This window comes from Sphingobacterium sp. MYb388, from assembly GCF_037479535.1.
GTDB classification, from domain to species: Bacteria; Bacteroidota; Bacteroidia; order Sphingobacteriales; family Sphingobacteriaceae; genus Sphingobacterium; species Sphingobacterium anhuiense.
Window position 1 is genome coordinate 345,978 of sequence record NZ_JBBGYV010000004.1, and the last position, 17,949, is coordinate 363,926.

The window sequence follows — 17,949 nt, forward strand, 5'->3', positions numbered from 1 at the left end:
TATTAGTTTCTAATTTCAATTGTTCAATTATTGTTATGCAGAGAATTCGCAACCATTTAACCCAATATACAATGATTCAGCATGTAACATTCTAATTAAAAATTTGTAACATTGTTACTATAAGTATTTAAGAACAAAATAAAATGGTAAGATAAATTTAAACTGATCTACTATTTGTTATATACCTTAAATATATTGGCTAAAAAAATGTTATGATCGGCAAATTTTTCAGAAAATTCTATTTAGACATAGTCATCTGGACCATTTTATTGTTACTTCCCTTTATCACCTATCTCTATCAACCAGATAAGATTTCGGAGTTTAAGCCCTACTCTGCTCTATCTCATCTAGCCAATATTATATTTTTGGCAACAAATTTTTATTTACACTGCTATTATGTCGCACCAAAATACTTCTTTACACGCAGAAAGTTTCTGGTGCTTTTAATTGCTTGTGCTTTTTTATCCTATGTCGCGCTAAACTATGCTATTGTATACTTTAATCCTAATGGAGAATTGGCACATTTCACAAAAGAAAATATACTTTTCGTACGACTAGTGATCGGGCCTGGAATTATATATTCACTTTGTTTAATTACCTCATCCATGATTTTTCTATACGGGGAACAAGCCAGGCAAAAAGAATTAAATAAGCAGATTGCTTTGGAGAAAACAAAAGCAGAATTAACAATTCTAAAGCTTCAGATCAGTCCACATTTCCTATTCAACACCCTTAACAATATCCGATGGTTGATCCGTAAACAATCACCAGATTCTGAAGACACAATCGTCAAATTATCCGAAATATTGCGGTACATTCTCTATGAAGTTGATGGTGCAAAAGTAGAGCTCTTTAAGGAAATCGAGCATATGCAGAATTTTATTGCCTTACAAACACTCCGTCTTCCGATAGCTGGAAATGTGGATCTCGAAATTGAATCTAATCTAAAAAATAGATTGATACCACCTTTACTATTTATTCATTTTGTAGAGAATGCATTCAAATATGGTGTAGACAGTAAAAACAGTCCAGAAATCAAGTTTCAATTCGCACAGATTCCAGGCGGTATAATTTTTAAGTCCAGCAATAAAATACTACAGCATACAGAACTTCGAACAAGTGAAGGAATTGGATTAACCAATGTTCAGCGTCGCTTGCAACTGTTATATCCAAATCGTCATGATCTTTCCATTACAAAAACGGATGACGGTTATTTCCAGGTAATACTCAAATTGATGACCGATGAAAATTAAATGCTTACTTATAGATGACGAACCATTTGCTTTAAACATCTTAGAAGACGATTTATTAAGCTTTGACAATGTTGAAATACTGCACAAGTTTAACTCGCCAATCGATGTCGTCGATTACTTGAGAGATCATGAAGTCGATCTGATTTTCTTGGATATACAAATGCCGGAAAAATTAGGAACACAATTTATCCGGGAACTTACTAATCCACCTTTATTTATATTCACTACGGCATATCATCAATATGCTGTGGAGGGTTTTGAATTGAATGCAGTGGATTATCTATTGAAACCCATTGCAAAAGAAAGATTGACTAGCGCTATTCGAAAGGTTGAAGACATTATGCTTTTACGAGCAAATCAAAATAATACAGTAGATCACATCGTCGTCAATGTTGAGTATAAAAAGATTAAAATATTTATCAATGAAATAAGTTACATAGAAGGATTAAAAGATTATGTTAAAATCTATATGGTAAATCGGAATGCTCCACTTCTTACCCGTAGTAACCTAAGAGGTATGGAAAAAATTCTGCCAGTAAAAGATTTTTTAAGAATCCATAATTCATATATAGTAAACAAAAATAGAATTCAGCACGTCGCTCTAACGAAATTAACACTTCCTGAGATTGCACTGCCAGTAGGCAAAAAATATGTTGGAAATATCGAAATTTTCTAAATTAAATTCTCTTGTCGACACTAACATTTATTTCAATAACTTCATTCGTCTACACATTTACGCTGTCTGTCTACAGATCATTGTGTAGATTAAAAATCCTTCTCAAATTTGTCATATATCAGACCTCTATTAAAAAGGGATAAACAAATCGATAAAAAAAGAATAATGAAAAGATATATATCAACGCTTATTGTAGCAACTGCAATATCAACTGTGTATGCTCAAAATACCGCTGAAAATTCACCTACAAACGTAAATAAGTCTGAAGGTACAATCTTTGGTCAAATTATAGACAGTCAAGGAAAACCTATTTCAAAGGCTTCGATTAATCTCTTTCAGGTTATCAAAGATCAAAAAAACAATCAGGAAAGAGAAATATTAATAAGAAGTACAAGTTCGCTGGAAAATGGAAATTTTAACTTTTCAGCTATTTCTAATACCAATAATTGGAAATTAAAAATCAGCTCAATAGGTTACGCAACGCTCGAGCTAAATGTTGATCATAGTGATGATAAAAAAGTCTTAAACAAAAATATAGGAACTATTGTACTTAAAAATGACAATCAACAACTTGCAGAAGTAACTGTCACAGGTCGAAAGGCTTTATTGGAAATGGATATTGATAAAAAAGTATTCAATGTGGAAAAAAACATCGTAGCAACTGGCGGTACTGCTATCGATGTACTTCGTAATATGCCATCTGTACAAGTAGATATCGATGGAAATGTCAAGCTCAGAAATGCTGCACCAACCATTTTTGTAGATGGAAAGCCTACAACACTTTCACCAGATCAGATCCCCGCAGATGTCATCGAAAAAATAGAGATCATCACAAACCCTTCTGCAAAGTACGATGCCTCAGGAAGTATGGCTGGAATTTTAAATATAATCCTTAAAAAAAATAAGAAAACAGGATATAATGGTATGGTTACCCTAGGTGGAGATCGATTTGGCGGAACTAATTTTATGGGAAGCCTCAATGCGCGTCAAAACAAATTAAACCTGTCATTTACAGGAATGAATATGCGAATGCGTACGAATACTGAAGGAGATAGTCATAGAACGAGTAATATAAATAACATAAATTCAACTGTAGATCAAGATATTGAAGGAAAAACAAAGGGTATGATCACTTTTGGAAGACTTGGTTTAGATTATGATTTCAGTCCACGAACTTCATTATCAATTGCCGGAGTTTTGGTTGAAGGGAAATTTCGTCCAAATGAAGAAACCCTAATATCAACACAATCTGAAGGAAAAACCTCATTAAGCAATCGAATTTCGGAATCCGAACGAAGCTTTAAACCAAGAGGTCTACAGGCCGGAATAGTGCAGAAATTTAAAACAGAAGGTGAGGAATTAACTGTTGACTTTAATTATTTCGGAGGTAATAATAATTCAAACGGTCTTTACACCACAAATTATCTCAATGATATAAACCAGATAACAGGCACAAAAAAACAACAGAACATCGGTTTTGGAAATAATAAATTTATTACTATCCAAACGGACTATGTTAAGCCTTTCAAAAATGGAATGAAATTGGAGACCGGTCTTCGTGCCCAAATTAATAAATTAAAAAATCTCAACGATAATTCAATACAAGATATTGGTGAAGAAGACTTTAAAAATATTTCTTCAGCATCCGCTAATTACGATAGTAAAAATAGCGTTTATGCCGCTTACGTTTCCCTCGGAGGAAATTTTAAAGATTGGGTATCCTATAAAATAGGTCTACGTGCTGAAAACTCAACTTATAATGGAGAACTTTTAAATACTAATGAAAAATTTAAGAACAATTATCCATTAAGCCTATTTCCATCTGTGTTTTTAAGTAAAAAACTGACCGAAAAAGATCAAATCCAGATGAGTGTCACGCGTCGCGTGAATCGTCCTAATTTTTTTCAAACGATACCTGTTATCGATTATACAGACAGCTTAAATATTACGAAAGGTAATGCCGATCTTGTTCCTGAATTCACGACTTCTGGCGAGCTTTCGTATAGTAGAACACATGGAAAAGGCACTTTTTTAGCTTCAGTTTATTATAAATCTACCAATAATTTGATTACCAGATTTTTGACTCAGGAATTAAATCCAGTAACAGGCAAGATGGATTTTATAAATACCTATATTAATGCCAATTCTAGTAAAAACTATGGTGCAGAATTTACATATACCAATAATCTTAAAAAATGGTGGGATTTAACCGCAGATCTTAATTTCTATAATTCAAAAATAGAAGTTGACGACAGTACCCCGTCTGAAGCAATGTGGACAGTGTTTGGAAAATTGAACAACACCTTTAATGTTAAAAACAATTGGAATCTTCAAGTCGCATTTGAATATCAAGGCAAAACAAATATGCCTGTCACACAAGGCCAGTCATTTGGTCCTCCAATGAATCAAGCACAAAGCTCATCCCAAGGATACATCAAACCTTTTTATGGTGTCGATCTAGCTCTCAAAAAGAGTTTCTTAAAAAATCAAGCTGCCTCAGTAACTTTAGCTGTGAATGATATTTTCAGAAGCCGAGGTAATACAATTGTATCTTCAGGAGAAGGGTTTACACAATCTTATTATCGACTTTCAAATCCTCAACTAATCAAATTGAACTTATCTTATCGCTTTGGAAAAATGGATATGAATATGTTTAAGAAAAACAAAAATCAAAATTCGATGGAAGGAATGCAAATGCAGTAATCTACCCGTACAATAACAAATAAAGGGGTGTATATAGATCTTAATCTATATACACCCCTCTATTTTAATCTAATTGATTTAACTTACAAAAATGAAGAAGTTAATTAAGATACTAACATTAAAATAGGGACCTTGGCATTAACTGCCAATTTTTTTGAGGCACTTTTTTGAAAAAACGAAGCGATAAATCCAAGTTTACGGGGTACAGTGATCAATACATGAATATTATGTTCTTGAACATATACATTTAGTTTCTCAACAAAATCTTCACCTTCCAAATAAGAGTAAGTCGGTTCAAGACTATCTAAACTTGCATGCAAAAAAGATTGTTCCTCAATTAAATCAGCTGCCTTATGCTTCCCTTGAACACTTACATTTACAACATACCATCTTAAAGATAACAATTCTTGTAAATGAAATATTGTTTTCACGGGCAATCGTTCATCTAAATGCAATAGATCCACTGCAAGGATCACATTTTTAAAGATATGTACTTTATCCATATCTGGTACCAATAAAAGGTTATACAGATGTGCCTGTATCAGCTCATTGGTAATAGTACCAATACTATTTTTACCATTATCATCATTTCCTCTCATGCCAGCAATAACTAGGTCAACATGCCCCTCTTCGGAAATTCGCTCCATGCCATCTAAAACAGTAAAACTATCATGTCTTGTATGGACGTTTGTAGCTGGTGAAACATTTAATAATTCCTGTTTCAAAAGAAGCATTTTTGAGTCTACTGCCGCAATATCTGTTTCATCTACAAGAATTGGTGGCGGTATAAACTCGCCGACATAGTAAAATCCTCCATTTAGATACCCTAAGGAGTGGTATATGATGACTTTTTTTATAGCTGTTTGCTTAGCAAGGGTCAAGAGTTGATCGAAAGCATGTCTAGCAGGAACAGAAAAATCGGTTAAAAAAACAATTGTTTCCATGATCGTGATTTCTTGTAATGTATACTCGATTACTAAACAACCGAATCTTATTTTTAGTTTAAAAATTAAGAAAATAATACACATTAATCTAAATGCATAAATAAATATTCCGAATAAACTAGAAATGTCTTATGACCGATTACGCAAGTTGTTTCATATTTATAATTAGTTTTTCGAATCGAAATTTGCTAATTTTAATTTTTTCGGTTTTCAATTATTGGTCTGTACCTATAGTTTATAGTAAAATACGTTGAAAACCTGGCAATTGTCTTTAATAATTATATAAAACTTATGTACATATATAATATCCACTGGATCCTTAAATTTATTTTTAATTTAGCTATAATCATCCTGATCAGTAGATTCTTCTATGCTCCTTTTGATGATAAGTTAGCTGATACAAACCTTGTTTACATATTACCATGTATTGGATTAATCAGTAGCTATTTATATCTCTCAGCTTGGTTTGGTTGGAAAAAGAGCTTTTACATCATACTTTATTTAGTAGCATACCTGATCTTCATGGGATATTTTTTGCTAAATCATCTATTGCCAAAATGGGTTGATAATACAATAATAATCTTAACTGTATCTGTAATCGGTTATTTTTGCTATCGCATTATTAATCGTATTATTAAAACAATGATTTATCGCTGTAAAGGAATTAAGAGCCGTATTAATACATACGTAATTCGAAATAAAAGAAATAAGTGATCTTTTCAGGAAGCTCGACAATGACGTTAAAAACATAAGAACTTATACGTAGATATGAAATCTAATATCGATAAACTGAAGTTTCCAATTGGTAAATTTATTGCGCCAAATACAATAGATAATGGAACGATAACAAAATGGATTGGAATTATACAATCTTTCCCAGATCTTCTAAAAAAAGAAGTTCAAGAATTATCGGAAGAAGCATTACAAAAAACCTATAGACCTAATGGTTGGTCAATAAGACAAATAATACATCATTGTGCTGACAGCCACATGAATAGTTTAATCAGATTTAAACTAGCTTTGACAGAAGATATACCCGTTATAAAACCATATGCTGAAGATCTTTGGGCAGAACTTATTGACTCAAAAGAACTTGCTATTAATTCTTCTATAAATATGCTAGAAGCTCTACATTACCGCTGGGTAGTTTTACTACAAAATATGACACCTTCGGATATGGCCAGACAATTTAGACATCCTGATTCGAACGAACTCATTAATATTAAAACAAATATTGGACTGTACGCTTGGCATTGTGAGCATCATCTTGCACATATTAAAATCGCAAAAATGAATAAGGAATAGTCAATTTAAAATATTATGAAGGTAATAAGTTTTTTATAAAAATAAGCTAGCATTTTTTTGTAAAATTGCATTAAATTAAAAAGGTAAATTGAGATATTTTTTCCATATCGCCTATCAGGGTCAGAATTATAATGGTTGGCAAAGACAACCTGATGTAGAAAGCGTACAAGAAGTTTTGGAAAATACACTCCATAAAGTATTAAAAGTACCAACCACCATATTTGGTTGTGGCCGTACAGATGCTCAAGTCCACGCTAGTCAGTACTTTTTTCATGCGGATATTGAGAAAGAATATGATTTCGACTTATTATTTCGACTCAATAAGGCTCTTCCTGATAACATCGCCATTTACGATATAATAAAAATGGAAGGTAAGCCGCATGCTCGTTTTGATGCAGTGCATAGAGAATATGATTACTTTATTCACACGTACAAAGATCCTTTCTTAAGCAATCAAAGCTCATTATACTTATATCCCAAATTAAATTTAGACAAAATGAGTGAAGCTGCAAAATTGCTCTTAAAATATAAGGATTTTCGTCCCTTTTGCACACATCCTGATAAAAATGAACATACAATCTGCCACGTAACAGCTGCAGGAATATTTGTCAATACAAAAGGTGATAGAATTCGGTTTAATATTTCCAGTAATAGATTTTTAGGTAAGATGATCAGAATTCTAACCGGTAAACTTTTAAAAATAGGTAATGGGGAACTAAGTATTGATGAATTTGAAAATCATTTAATTACATTAGAACTTCCCAAAATATTGAGACCAGCCCATCCAATAGGTTTGTATCTATCCAAAGTTAACTATCCATACCTAAATCTTCCACCACGCACTGATTTTTTAACACCTTCCCAAAGTTCCGACTGGATTTCTATTTAGATACCCAGTATTAAAAAAAATAAAGTATGCAATCCTATCTAGATACTTTTCATAACAAATAATGTTAACCTTCTGATATTAGTGTTATTACTTTATCAATCGGTCGACCGATAACGGCCTTACCATCTTTTACAACAATAGGACGCTCAATTAGAATAGGATACTCCAACATAACGGAGATCCATTCTTCATCCGAAAGAACAAGATTTTTAAACTTTTCTTGAAAAATTGATTCATTACGTCGTATCAGCTCAAGAGGTTTTAATTGAAGTAAAGTGACCAGCTCAAGCAATTCATCTTTACTAGGAACATCTTGAAGATACTCCCGTATTGATAAATCTACATCTTTCGATTTCAATAAATCTAATACAGCACAGCTTTTACTACACAATTTGTTATGATATATCTTTATCATGATCCAAAATCTAGAGTATTATATCTTTTTTAATCACTTGAACTTCAGCACTAATTCGTACTTCATCACTAACCACAATATTACCAGCTTCTGTAACAGCATCCCATGTTAAACCAAATTCCTTACGACTAAGTTGCCCGCTTAAAGAAAAGCCTGCTTTTGTTTGGCCATAACTATCGACCACAATCCCGCCAAACAAAACTTGTAATGTAATAACTTTGGTAATATTTCCTATTGTCAAATTTCCGGTTAGTTGCGCTTCATCCCCGATTCCTACATATTTAACACCAGTAAATTCTAAATAACGGTAGGCTTCAGCATTAAAAAAATCAGCTGACTTCAAATGTTCGTCTCTTTGTGTATCATTGGTATTGATAGAATTTATCTCCGCTTTAAATGCTATATTCTTAGCGGTATTAAAATCATTAGAAGTAGTTTCAAGATCAAGTGTGAACTTACCAAAATAACCTGTTATCGTTGTAATCATTAAGTGTTTCACTTTAAAAGCGACTTCACTATGACTTGGGTCTATTGACCATTTGTATGTTGCCATAAACTGTTATTTTAATTAATTAGGTAGATATCTAATAATTGCAAATAAGGATTACTAAAAATCTAAAAATTGATTTAGATCATTTGTTTGATACGTTGAGTATGCTACTTTAGGCTAAATTAATTCCTATTCTCAACGCTTGCAATCCTTTAACACCCTGTAATTCTTCCAATTCCAATTCTTCTAGATCATCTAATAAAGATCCGCTCTTTTGTAGATATTGAATATATCCTAAATATTCCTTTTCCTCACGCTTTGTAAAATAGACAATAGCAATTTTACCCGGCTGAGTAAGGCGTTCGTTCGAACCTTTAATAGTCACTTTATCGATTCTCTTTTTTATAATCTGATAGCGAATATTATAAGCTCCCTCTACATCAAATCGGTGTTCATCTGTTCTAAAATTAATATCGATCAACGTAGCATTAACAAAAATAAGCTGCGTTGTTAGTAAACGTTTCTCCATTTGATCCAACAGACTATGTGTAATTTTTGCAATCGCCGCCATTGACGTCAATTGCCAAAGTCGGATATTTTTTAAGTATATCTCATTGAACTTTTTGTCTGGAGCGATAGATTGGCCTATGTAAATATCATATTCAATACCATCTGATCTAAATTTTTCAAAATAACAAGGGTAAGAATTTTGCAATTCCTTTTCAAATAACTCCAGATAACCACTTATTCCACTATTAATTAAACGTATCGATTTTTCTAAAACATTACGATTTTTATAAACAACCCCATTTAAAGGATGGATAGCATTTTCATATGCGGCAATAATCGGATGAGATTCTTTTAAATTCTCCTTAAAATAAGTGAGAACTTCAGCCACATTTTGATTAAAAAAGTCATTAAGCTGAATCTGCATACTATCCATTAATTCTTCATTAATTTCCTGTAACCATCTTCGGCAGTTGAAAATCATTTCATCAAGAATAACAATACTATTTAAGTGTTTCAATTGAATTAAGACATTCTCCAATAATTCTAATTGAACAATCATGTCCTGAAAAGCCGCCTTATTTCTTTCAATAGTTGAATTTCGAATATCGATGGCACCGTACAACGGATATATTTGTTCAAATTTAATATCACCAACAATAGGTTTAGGTTTATCTTGTTCTATTCTTTGTAAATATTCCCACGCCTCTTGATTAAACTTCCACTGTACTGCTGATTGAAGAGATGTAAATTTTTCCTTTATAACCTCGTTTATTTTTGTCTGAAACTCAACAATTTCATCTTTTAGCAACTGTGCTAGTAAGGTACTTGCACTAAATATTCGAGCCAAAATCTGTTCATCAAGAACTGCATCTGTTTTTGTAAAGACTTCGATAACACCTACGATCTCTTTATTATGGGCTATGGGAATCAATGCATAGTTGACGATGCCCAGATCTTTCAGTCGTTCCCAAAGGAACGACATAGTTTTATCTTCAATAGGAAAATCTTTACTAAAAACAAGAATTTGGGGTTGCTTAATAAATTCATCCAGCAACTCTTGAATACGTTGCTCACTTCCTTTATTAATTTTTAATAAATCCAATAAAGCTGACGTTTTCTTTTCTTTAAAATCAAATACGACTTTGTTATTCAACTTAAAAAAAGGTAAAAGAGAAAATTCAATAGCAGGATTTCCTGCTAATGTTCTTAAAGCCATAATCACGTGTCCATAAGAATCTGCTTCATCAATTCCCCTTATAATGATATTTTTTATATTTTCAAGCGCCTGTTGCTCAGTAATATCAGTAACTGTTAAAATAGAAAAACCATCCATTTTGATTTTATTCAATGGAATCAAAGTTTTTATTATCTCAAAATTTAATGTTTTTGAAAACTCATCAATTACTTTTATCCGATCAAAAACAGGTAAATTTCCGATTACTTTTACATCTACAAAAGTATGATCGATATTGATCCGGTAATACTTTTGTAGTCCAGTCAATGCATCGATAAAGGAATGAATTATCTCAAAATGCTTTGCAGATTTTATCCCATATAACCTTTCTAATATAAATGAATACAACATCTGGATTTTCTCAGAAAACCCAACAGAATCATGTGCTAAAGCAAGTTGATTATCACATCTATACTGTTCAAGTAAAGCATAGAATTTATCTGTTCCAAAACATATTTTTTGTCCTAAAGGAAAGCCCAATGCCCAATAAGTGTCCTCATCATCTTGTAATACTGGATTTAAAGATGCATGAATTAATCTAAATTCGTTTTCAAATTGGTGAATATTGTGCTTATCCAAAGGACCATATTTTGCAAATGCTTGATTAAAATCCTTTAATACACTAGATAAAAAGTTCTTTTTAATTGATATTTCATTTTCACCTTTTCTTTTCAGATAATTCAAAAATGGGTCAAAAGAAAGGTGGGTTTCAATTTCAGGAAATTGATCTTCCTCCTCATTTATTATAGTAAATAATGCTGATTGCATATTAAAAAAATTAAATTACTAACACGACCCATCACATTTAAGATGGGAATGTTATGCAGAGTAGATTCAGTTCGTTATTTATTTGTGATTTCTGTTTTATAAGGTATCCGGTATGCATAATCTGCCTTAATACCCTTATTATCGTAAGTATAATAAGTAATCTGAGTACTTCTATCCAATAATAGATCCACAGTAACAAAACCCTGCATTGAATTTTTATAAAGTAAGTTACTATTACTTTTTATAGATGAGCTTTTTGCTCCAGAACCGCTAACAATTTGATATTGATCTCTTTTTTTTATAAACTGTAAGCCGTGATCGTGACCAGATATGTAAACATAATTCGGAACTCCCTCAAATACCGCATTTACTTGTAGTTTTAAACGTTTGTAATCCGAATGATTCATATCTTCAGGATTTGAAAACACTGTTGATCTCATTAATGGATACAATGATCCAATTACAGGTAATGGAAGGTAAAAATTTTTATTCAATATTGTAAGTGGAAAAATATGGTCCTTCCACGAATAGTAACCCGCATGAACACCGTATGAATAGAAAGGATGATGTGAAGCAACCAAAATTGTTTTATTCTTATTCTTATGAACCAATTCCTTCAGTTTTTCTATAACTTTAACTTCAGAATCACAGCCACATCTAATATTAGTATCGATCTTTTCATGAGGAAAAAGCCACCATTCACTATCATAGGCAATAATAACCAGATGATCTGAAATAGGAATTTCTACCGGATCAGGACAGCCATTTTTAGGAACTAATTGCAAAAGTGAATCTTGTTGTGCATCCAGAAAATTTCCTTGAGCTCTGATCTTTGCTAGTCCCTGTTTCCCCATCTTATCCCAATCATGATTGCCGGGTATAAAATATACCGGTGCATCAGCGGCTCGCATAGGTTCATACTGTGACCTTAAGATCGATGCTGTTTCCAATTCTTCCTTACTACCGGGTAGCCCCATACCACTGGGGTAGATATTATCCCCCAAAAACATAACAGTTGTCTTCCCTTTTAAAACCAGTGCGGCGGCAAGTGGAATAATCGTTTCCTGTTTAAAATTAATCTCACCGGCATCACCAATAAAAATAACTCGGTTTACTACACTATCTTGTGCAAATACCCCAGTCATTAAAAATGAAAGAAGTGTAACACATAAAAATTTCAACATCTTTTAATTCAATTTAAATTTTAATAATGTTGCTTTATTTGCTTTATCTCCACCCTCATTACCAATATATAAACTGCCCGAATCATCAAATGCAATAGCTTCAGGCTGATTAAAAAGTGACGGATCTAATGGAAATGCGCCAACCACCTCCCATTTTTCATTTGCAACAACTAACATTTTATTAATCGAGGACAAAATATACCACTCGTTTGTCCGCTTGTTTTTAGTCAAAGCTGATGGCCGAAACTGTTTTCCTTTTAAACTACTAATTAAGTCAATTTGTTTCTCATCAATTTTAAATTCCCCTTTTTTGAAAAAATCACCCTCTTTAGAAAGTCCCAATACATAACCAGTAACTTTGCTAGACGATTTATCAACAGCACATTTCTTACATATAATATACAATAAACTGTCTGATTGAGAGGCCGCTAGTGATTCATATTCAGCTTTAGGAATCAGGTCTTTTCCTACTTTAACATTTGTAGCTTCCCTTTGAAGTATATCACTGTAAGGAAACGAATAGACTGTACCTTTACTTTCTAGCACTACAATATATCCATTACTGATGGCAATTCCCTCGTAGTCACCTTTCTTTGCAAACTTGATCTGCTGGTACTGGTGTTCACCTGGCGCAAAATAATACACCAGACCATTTTCATCCTCGTTTGCAAAGATATGTTTGGAGCTTTCTACAGGAAATGCTATTCCAGATAGTTCATGAAGAGCATCTGGTAAAAATAATTTTTCTCCTTTATTGAAATCATAGCCCTTTGGACTCCTATAAACTTGAGTAGTTTGTGCACATGCTGTCAAGAAAAATAGACTAGCAATAGGCATACATATCAATAATAATTTTCTACCATTCATTTCCTTACTCATTTAGTTGTTTACAATAATCATAAATACACTCTTGGGCGCGAATACCTTTATCAACAGATCTTTCGATGGAATCCATATGTTCATCCAGAACTTCAGCAGACGTATCGTCTTCCAATTGTATAGCAATAATTGTTTGAATCTCCTTTTTTAATCGTCTATTAACAATCGGAAAACAAACTTCTATCCTATTGTATATATTACGGTGCATCCAGTCTGCCGATCCTAAATACACCTGTTCTTGACCATTATTGTTAAATATAAAAACTCTACTATGTTCTAAGTATCTATCTACAATACGTCTAACGCTAATATTTTCACTTAGACCGGCAACACCCGGTATTAGACGACAGATACTCCTGACTATTAATTGAATTACCACTCCAGCTTGACTTGCCTCATACAACTTTTGGATCATGCCCTTTTCTTCTAAATTATTGACCTTAATAATAATCCATGCTGGCAATCCCATCTTTGCAGATGCAATTTCCTGATCGATGAGCTGCATAAAACCTGCTGCCAAATTATATTGTGACACCAGTAAATACTTGAAATGGGTACTATAATAGGAAGTTTGATCTCGTCTTTTTTTTAACACATTAAACACCTCCATTACTTCTTGTAAGATTTCTTGCTGAGCAGTCAATAAAACATGATCAGCATACCTATGGGCTGTTTTTTCATTCAGATTGCCCGTAGAAAGTAAACCAAAATACTGGACGGCATTACCTTGTTTTGTTTTTACTAAAGCAATTTTAGCATGCACTTTTAAATTTGGAATACTATATAGTACATTTACACCTGCTGCTTTTAATTTCTTTGCCCAATAAATATTATTTTCCTCATCAAATCTCGCTTTTAATTCCACGAAAACAGTTACTTTTTTTCCATTTTTGACTGCATTTAATACTGCATGTAGAATTTTAGAATCACTAGCTACCCGATACATGGATATATATATTTCTTCCACATCTCGACGAACCGCTGCCTCATTAAAAAATCTAAGCACCACATCATAAGACTCGTAGGGAGTATTAACGAGGATGTCTTCAACACTAATTTCATCTAACAAAGATAAAAATGAAGATTTAAACCGATAAGGTATTGGAGGTTGAGGTCTATATTTCCACTCTTTTTTATCAATCGGAAAAGAAAAAAAATCTTTTAGATTATGATAGTTACCTCCTTTTATACAACTAGATTTGCGAAGTTTAAACAACTTAATCAATGCACTTAAAAGATCATCTGGAAGATCTGGCTGATAGAGTAAACGTGTTGCTAGCCCAAAATCTCTTTTTCTGATCTGCTTTTCAATTTTCAGAAGCAACGAGCCTTCAAATTCATTATTTAACTCCAACTCTGCATCACGAGTCACCTTAAATGAATACATACCTGTAATGAAGTGATCTTTGAAAATATCTGGAAAGTTTTGCCTAATAATATCGTCAATAAAAACAATATAATTTTTATCTTCAGTGGCAACATAATAGAATCTGGAAACTTGATCCGACGGAATAGAAATCATTCCCAACTTATCAAGTTCCCCTTCTTTGAAAGTAAAAACAAAATAAAGTTGATTGTTTTTTGGAAAAAAAGTGACATCTTCAATAATAGATATTTCTAAGTATGATGCAATCCGTTCATAAAAATAATCTTTAGTTTGGTTAACAATAGTATCGGGGATTGTTTCATTATAGATGAAATGAATGTTAGCTGATTTTAAAGCAGGAATGATTTCACTTACCAAGATACTTCCAAAAAGAGATAACTGTTTTTTTATGCGTAACTTGACCTGTTTATAAATTTTAACGTCTTGCGAGTCATTATCTATGTTTTCCTGATGTTTAATCTTTTTCAAAGCAAGCAGTACGGGCATTCTAACCCGATAAAATTCGTCCAGATTTGAAGAGAAAATTGCTAAAAAATTAATGCTCTCTAATAGCGGAACTTGTTTTTTACCTGCTTCTCTCAAAATACGCTCATTAAACGATAACCAGCTCAAATCACGATTATAAAGACGTGTACTCACTTCTTCACTTTCAATGTTTAGCATACATTAGGAATTAATCAATACAACAATAATAAACGCACATACGGATACAATCAACCCGTACATAAAAATATTATAAGCTAATCGAAGTAATTTGAACTTTCTGCCCAACACAACACCCTGAGAATAGACATCTTTTATTAAAGTACTATACAGATAATCACGCTCTTCCATCATAAGTTTCATTCCGCTATTATAACTCTCTAGATTCATTCTGTAAAAGTTACCAAAAAACAACAAATTGACCTTTTTACTTTTCAAATCTTCATCGGTGTATTTTCCGTCCGGAACAGATGGTCGCGTTGCCAAAATAGCAATCACCATAGTTGCTAAACTAGTAAATAATAAAATTGATGTAGGAAATATTAAATGAGCATTATTGTCTAATTTACGTAATAGGAGCGCAATAACAACAGATAATATTATCGAATTAACAGTGATTAGGATATTGGATTTATTATCAGCCATATCACTTAAACGCTGATTATTAGTCGAGGTGATGCGAAACATTGTCTCAATCCCTCTTTCAGGTCTCCCGTTCTTTTTTTCTTGATCAGCAGTTCCAGAATTTTCTTTTTGTTTCAAAACCGTCATATTCTGCTGCTTTTTATTTTCTAGTAAATTACGACCATAATCCGTATGATAATGATGATCTTCCATTAATTTAATCGTATTTTTTCGCCACTCATCTTTACTCACTACATATCCACAAGCTTTCGCTTCTTGACGCATCAATTTATTGCGGGCATCAAAGCGATCGCTGCCTAAGTGAAATAAATCAGCATCACAAACAATTTCTTCCAATAGATTCTTTGGTGATTGCGGTAATTTTGTCGCTAATATACAGCCAGACACAGACTGAATAAAACTATCATCAACATCTTTTGAATGAAGGAAATCTGAAGCAATGGCCGCACTCCTCTCTTCATGACTATCTTTGCCATGAACACAATAACCAAGATCATGAAAATAGGCTGATAACGTTACAATTGCGGTGTCGCGCTCTTCAAGATTATAATAACTTGCCATTTTCTGAACTGCATCCACAACCTCCTGCGTATGTGCATCATTATGGAAGCTGAATTTTGAAAGGTCATGTTCATCCATATACTTATGTACAAATTTGGCCGTTTCCTTTATCAATTGAGAGTAGTCCATAAAATATAAATTAGTTTGGGTTGATCGTAATCAATACTGATTCAATATACATTACTATTATTTAAAGATAAGAATTAAATAATATCTTCTTAAGATCCATCCAAACAAAGATCATTTATTTTTGGCAGATATGGATGAAAATAATCATCCTAAAAGATACGATAAATAATAATATTACATTTTTCAAAAAAAGCTGAATACATTTTTGTATCCGGCTTTTTTTATCATTATTTATAAATTAAGGTTACATATAGCATTTTCTATTATTTAAACTGATTTATAGGTTTTGATACTGTTCTCAGTTTCGTAACATTATTTTGTAATTCCACCCATGCAAAATATACCTGATCTCCTACAAGCTCCATCTGAGGAAAACCACTCTTTCGACTAGATGAAAGTTGTGTAACTTTTCTCAACGGACCGGTTGTACCATCTTTATTAACGAGCATCGCATATAGATAAGTTAAATCACCTTCAGTTTGCATCCAGCTTACTATCGCTTGGTCAGTATCAACAAGGGCTACATCAACACGCCCAAGTACACCCTTGTTACTGATCAATATAGGATCCATAAACTGCTCTCCACCATTACCTGAAAACACCAGTTGCACACGAGGAGTTTCATCTGATGCAGTAAACCATGCAACCGCTAAAGTATTACCAAAAGCAGCTGATTTTGGTCCATTTACAGGACAACCCTGGATAAACCAATTATCGGCATGAATAGGAACCGGTTTAGTCCACCCATTTCCCACCTTTCTTACAATAACAATATCACGTATATTATCAGAAGTACAGTCTCTATACAGTACCACCGGCCCATTTGCTGTTAGGCTAGTAGTCGTTTGACAGCAAGTACATGCACTGTCATCAACAATAGTTTCATCTTTTATTTCACCCTGAGCTGTTACTTCCGCAACCCTTACACTCATTGTTCCACTATGATGTCCATGAGCATGAGCATCAGTAACCATATTTCGACCATCTAACCAAGTAACCAAAAAACTACTGTCACGATAAGGAGTCATAGATACAAATCCATGTTCAGTAGCCGTATGGTCACTGTGCAACAATTTATAATGAGTAGATCCTTGATGATCAGAAACATTAAATTTAATATCATAAGCCATCTTACCTGTGGTTGAGAGTTGTAGATAATGACTCAATATCTTCCCTTTATGCATAGCAATCATAGGATAATCGGCCCAATTCACAAACCAGTTTTTACCAGAAGCTAGTAGTACCTGTGGTTGCCATTTCCCGTTTTGAAGTTTACTGTACCGTAAGCTAGGATTCGAGTTAGATACTGTATCTACCCAAGATAAATATAATTGCCCCGCATAAGACGTTAGATGTGGCAGAACAGCATTTGATCCTTCTTCAAATGGAATTTCCTGAAAATCAGTTTCCTTTTTCAGCTTATTATCACATGCAGACAACAATAGTATCATATATAGCAATCCAATTATTTTAATTGTATTTTTCATAAGAATA

The 17,949-nt window shown here is 32.9% G+C and carries 14 protein-coding genes; 5 read left to right on the top strand and 9 right to left on the bottom strand.

Annotated elements, in window-relative coordinates; translation table 11 throughout:
* Positions 1-212: 212 nt before the first annotated feature.
* The 3 genes from WH188_RS15260 (at position 213) to WH188_RS15270 (ending at position 4,632) form a co-directional block, all read left to right on the top strand.
* A complete protein-coding gene (locus WH188_RS15260; protein WP_339424288.1) occupies positions 213-1,253 on the top strand; it encodes a sensor histidine kinase in 1,041 nt (346 codons plus the stop codon).
* Positions 1,243-1,929, top strand: a complete 687-nt coding sequence (locus tag WH188_RS15265; protein WP_339424289.1) for a LytR/AlgR family response regulator transcription factor — start codon at positions 1,243-1,245, stop codon at positions 1,927-1,929. The genes WH188_RS15260 and WH188_RS15265 overlap by 11 nt, the downstream gene beginning before the upstream one ends.
* Before the next feature lie 165 nt (positions 1,930-2,094).
* Positions 2,095-4,632: a TonB-dependent receptor domain-containing protein gene (locus tag WH188_RS15270; RefSeq protein ID WP_339424290.1), complete on the top strand. Its 2,538-nt coding sequence runs from the start codon at positions 2,095-2,097 to the stop codon at positions 4,630-4,632.
* 104 nt (positions 4,633-4,736) lie between these two features.
* Here WH188_RS15270 and WH188_RS15275 read toward each other — a convergent pair whose 3' ends face one another.
* The gene (locus tag WH188_RS15275) at positions 4,737-5,576 is read right to left on the bottom strand and encodes a universal stress protein (RefSeq protein WP_132839697.1); all 840 of its coding nucleotides are present in this window, start codon (positions 5,574-5,576) and stop codon (positions 4,737-4,739) included.
* Between the two features lie 768 nt (positions 5,577-6,344).
* Here WH188_RS15275 and WH188_RS15280 point away from each other — a divergent pair.
* Positions 6,345-6,881, top strand: coding sequence for a YfiT family bacillithiol transferase (locus WH188_RS15280; RefSeq protein ID WP_021188328.1), 537 nt, complete (start codon positions 6,345-6,347; stop codon positions 6,879-6,881).
* Positions 6,882-6,969: 88 nt separating this feature from the next.
* Positions 6,970-7,770, top strand: a complete 801-nt coding sequence (truA, locus tag WH188_RS15285) for a tRNA pseudouridine(38-40) synthase TruA (RefSeq protein WP_132768392.1) — start codon at positions 6,970-6,972, stop codon at positions 7,768-7,770.
* A 64-nt stretch (positions 7,771-7,834) separates the two neighbouring features.
* On the opposite strand, the gene WH188_RS15290 is transcribed toward truA, so the two are convergent.
* From WH188_RS15290 to WH188_RS15325, 8 genes are all read right to left on the bottom strand, one after another.
* Entirely contained in the window at positions 7,835-8,185 is a 351-nt protein-coding gene (locus WH188_RS15290) for an ArsC/Spx/MgsR family protein (protein WP_208698125.1), read from the bottom strand.
* 10 nt (positions 8,186-8,195) lie between these two features.
* Positions 8,196-8,738, bottom strand: coding sequence for a YceI family protein (locus WH188_RS15295; protein ID WP_132839691.1), 543 nt, complete (start codon positions 8,736-8,738; stop codon positions 8,196-8,198).
* Positions 8,739-8,847: 109 nt separating this feature from the next.
* On the bottom strand, positions 8,848-11,187 hold the full coding sequence (locus tag WH188_RS15300) for a hypothetical protein (RefSeq protein WP_339424291.1): 2,340 nt from the start codon (positions 11,185-11,187) through the stop codon (positions 8,848-8,850).
* A 74-nt stretch (positions 11,188-11,261) separates the two neighbouring features.
* Entirely contained in the window at positions 11,262-12,371 is a 1,110-nt protein-coding gene (locus WH188_RS15305) for a metallophosphoesterase (RefSeq protein WP_084825382.1), read from the bottom strand.
* 3 nt (positions 12,372-12,374) lie between these two features.
* The gene (locus WH188_RS15310; protein ID WP_339424292.1) at positions 12,375-13,250 is read right to left on the bottom strand and encodes an SdiA-regulated domain-containing protein; all 876 of its coding nucleotides are present in this window, start codon (positions 13,248-13,250) and stop codon (positions 12,375-12,377) included.
* Entirely contained in the window at positions 13,243-15,300 is a 2,058-nt protein-coding gene (ppk1, locus tag WH188_RS15315; protein WP_132768402.1) for a polyphosphate kinase 1, read from the bottom strand. Before ppk1 ends, WH188_RS15310 begins: the two co-directional genes overlap by 8 nt.
* A 3-nt stretch (positions 15,301-15,303) precedes the next feature.
* On the bottom strand, positions 15,304-16,455 hold the full coding sequence (locus tag WH188_RS15320) for a Pycsar system effector family protein (protein ID WP_132768404.1): 1,152 nt from the start codon (positions 16,453-16,455) through the stop codon (positions 15,304-15,306).
* A 263-nt stretch (positions 16,456-16,718) separates the two neighbouring features.
* Positions 16,719-17,942 (bottom strand): hypothetical protein, encoded by a 1,224-nt coding sequence (locus WH188_RS15325; RefSeq protein WP_339424293.1) that lies wholly within the window; start codon positions 17,940-17,942, stop codon positions 16,719-16,721.
* Positions 17,943-17,949: the final 7 nt, after the last annotated feature.

Bases quoted from the DNA above. Each gene is read 5' to 3' on its own strand.
- WH188_RS15260 (WP_339424288.1), top strand. From the start codon at position 213: ATGATCGGCAAATTTTTCAGAAAATTCTATTTAGACATAGTCATCTGG.
- WH188_RS15265 (WP_339424289.1), top strand. From the start codon at position 1,243: ATGAAAATTAAATGCTTACTTATAGATGACGAACCATTTGCTTTAAAC.
- WH188_RS15270 (WP_339424290.1), top strand. From the start codon at position 2,095: ATGAAAAGATATATATCAACGCTTATTGTAGCAACTGCAATATCAACT.
- WH188_RS15275 (WP_132839697.1), bottom strand. From the start codon at position 5,576: ATGGAAACAATTGTTTTTTTAACCGATTTTTCTGTTCCTGCTAGACAT.
- WH188_RS15280 (WP_021188328.1), top strand. From the start codon at position 6,345: ATGAAATCTAATATCGATAAACTGAAGTTTCCAATTGGTAAATTTATT.
- WH188_RS15290 (WP_208698125.1), bottom strand. From the start codon at position 8,185: ATGATAAAGATATATCATAACAAATTGTGTAGTAAAAGCTGTGCTGTA.
- WH188_RS15295 (WP_132839691.1), bottom strand. From the start codon at position 8,738: ATGGCAACATACAAATGGTCAATAGACCCAAGTCATAGTGAAGTCGCT.
- WH188_RS15300 (WP_339424291.1), bottom strand. From the start codon at position 11,187: ATGCAATCAGCATTATTTACTATAATAAATGAGGAGGAAGATCAATTT.
- WH188_RS15305 (WP_084825382.1), bottom strand. From the start codon at position 12,371: ATGTTGAAATTTTTATGTGTTACACTTCTTTCATTTTTAATGACTGGG.
- WH188_RS15310 (WP_339424292.1), bottom strand. From the start codon at position 13,250: ATGAGTAAGGAAATGAATGGTAGAAAATTATTATTGATATGTATGCCT.
- ppk1 (WP_132768402.1), bottom strand. From the start codon at position 15,300: ATGCTAAACATTGAAAGTGAAGAAGTGAGTACACGTCTTTATAATCGT.
- WH188_RS15320 (WP_132768404.1), bottom strand. From the start codon at position 16,455: ATGGACTACTCTCAATTGATAAAGGAAACGGCCAAATTTGTACATAAG.
- WH188_RS15325 (WP_339424293.1), bottom strand. From the start codon at position 17,942: ATGAAAAATACAATTAAAATAATTGGATTGCTATATATGATACTATTG.